This is a genomic window from Streptomyces sp. SPB074 (assembly GCF_000154905.1).
Taxonomy (GTDB): Bacteria; Actinomycetota; Actinomycetes; order Streptomycetales; family Streptomycetaceae; genus Streptomyces.
In genome coordinates this window covers 2,361,721-2,363,350 of the sequence record NZ_GG770539.1, presented here as the reverse complement: position 1 = coordinate 2,363,350, position 1,630 = coordinate 2,361,721, and the positions used below count along the sequence as shown (strand labels likewise).

The 1,630-nt window shown below is 74.4% G+C and carries 1 tRNA gene and 1 pseudogene; one reads left to right on the top strand and one right to left on the bottom strand.

What is annotated here, in order from left to right:
* Positions 1–30: 30 nt before the first annotated feature.
* Positions 31–102: transfer RNA gene (locus SSBG_RS09615), tRNA-Cys, on the bottom strand.
* A gap of 287 nt (positions 103–389) precedes the next feature.
* Here SSBG_RS09615 and SSBG_RS09610 point away from each other — a divergent pair.
* Positions 390–1,630 (top strand): annotated as a pseudogene (locus SSBG_RS09610) (MFS transporter); the annotation flags it as partial.

Sequence of the window (1,630 nt, the reverse complement as noted above, 5' to 3'; positions counted from 1 at the left end):
AAAAAAAAAAAAAAAAATAGCATACTGCCGAGGCCGTGATCGGATTCGAACCGATGTAACCGGCTTTGCAGACCGGCCCCTGAGCCACTCGGGCACACGGCCACGCGCACACGGCCGGACCGCTGTCCATGACCCGCCATGTGCTGTGCGGTACCCCGACCGTAGAACCGGTGCCGGGGTCCCGGCAAGAGGGCGTCGGCGCCTGCCACGGAGCCGACATACGGCGTTCACGGGAGGCCACACGCGGACGGGGCCCCGCCCGGGGTCGTACGCCGAAAGGAGGAGCGCGTACCCGGCTCCCGACAGGGGCGTTTGCCGCATTCGCCCCTTACCCTGGCTCGGTGAGTACGAGCCAGCCGCCCGGCGCCGAAGCCGCGGACCCCGCCCCGATACCGGCCCCCGCCGACGTACCACGCGCCGACGCGGCACCGGCGCCCGCCGCACCGGCGTCCGTCGCGCCGGCCCCCGCGGGCGGTGTCCTCTCCCGCCCGTACCTCGCCCTGAGCCTCGGGATCGTCTCCGTCGTCCTGCTCATCGCCTTCGAGGCGACGGCGGTCGGTACGGCGATGCCCGTCGCGGCGCGCGAGCTGCACGGCGTCCCGCTCTACGCCTTCGCGTTCTCCGCGTACTTCACGACGAGCCTGTTCGCGATGGTCCTCGCGGGCCAGTGGGCCGACCGCGCGGGCCCGCTCGCGCCGATCACGCTCGGCATCGGCGGCTTCGCCGCCGGGCTGCTGCTGTGCGGCACGGCGCGGAGCATGTGGGTCTTCGTGCTCGGGCGGGCGGTGCAGGGACTCGGCGGCGGGCTCGTGATCGTCGCGCTGTACGTCGTCGTCAGCCGCGCGTACCCGCGCAGGCTCCAGCCCGCCATCCTCGCCGCGTTCTCCGCGTGCTGGGTCGTGCCCTCGGTCGTCGGGCCGCTCCTCGCCGGGACGGTCACCGAACACCTCGGCTGGCGCTGGGTGTTCCTCGGCATCCCCGTCCTCATCCTGCTCCCGCTCCTGCTCGCCCTCCCGCAGATCCGCCGCCGCGCCGCCGGCCCGCTGCCCGACGCGACGCCCGCTCCCCGGGGCCGTCTCGCCTGGGCCTTCGCGCTCTCGCTCGCGGCGGGGCTGCTCCAGTACGCGGCGGGCGACCCGCGCTGGTGGTCGCTGCCGCCCGCCCTCGTGGGCGCGGTGCTGCTCGCGCTCGCGGTCCGGGTCCTGCTGCCGCGCGGCACGTGGCACGCGGCGCGCGGGCTCCCGGCGGTCGTGCTGCTGCGCGGCGTCGCGGCGGGCGCCTTCATCGCGGCGGAGTCCTTCGTCCCGCTCATGCTCGTGACACAGCGCGGGCTGAGCCCGACGCTCGCGGGGCTCTCGCTCGCGCTCGGCGGCAGCACGTGGGCCTTCGGGAGCTGGGTGCAGGCGCGGCCCGCCTGGGCCGCGTACCGCAGGACGTTCATGACCTTCGGCATGGTGCTCGTCGCCGGGGCCATCGCGACGGCTCCCGGCGTGCTGCTCTCCTGGACGCCGGTGTGGATCGTCGCGGTGGCCTGGGGGCTTCGGCTGCTTCGGCATGGGCATCGTCACCTCCGGCACGAGCACCCTCCTGCTCGAACTCTCCGCACCGGAGGAGGCGGGCACGAACGCGG